The sequence below is a fragment of the Dawidia soli genome, from assembly GCF_018598185.1.
Lineage (GTDB): Bacteria > Bacteroidota > Bacteroidia > Cytophagales > Cyclobacteriaceae > Ohtaekwangia > Ohtaekwangia soli.
Genome location: NZ_JAHESC010000121.1, coordinates 1 through 232, shown reverse-complemented (window position 1 = coordinate 232; position 232 = coordinate 1). Strand labels below are relative to the sequence as shown.

Here is a 232-nt window from a genome sequence, read left to right as displayed (position 1 = left end):
GCTGAGGTAGTCTGCATCCAGGCGTACCAACTCACTTTCTATGCGCGTAATGTGCAGATGAATACGTTTGGCCATCGCGATGGGCGCAAAGGCATCGACCTTTTCCAACATAAAGGCACTGATGTCGAACGTGGGGGAGTGTGGTGTAACGTTCTCTTCCAGCATATGTACATCCAATAGGTCCTTGATCAGGTCAAGCCCCGCCTGGGTAGCATTTCGGGTCATATGCATG

General features: G+C 51.3%; 1 protein-coding gene. It reads right to left on the bottom strand.

Annotated features, from left to right (window positions below):
* Positions 1-225: ATP-binding protein (locus KK078_RS30335; RefSeq protein WP_254094809.1), on the bottom strand; the 225-nt coding region annotated here is incomplete at its 3' end.
* Positions 226-232: the final 7 nt, after the last annotated feature.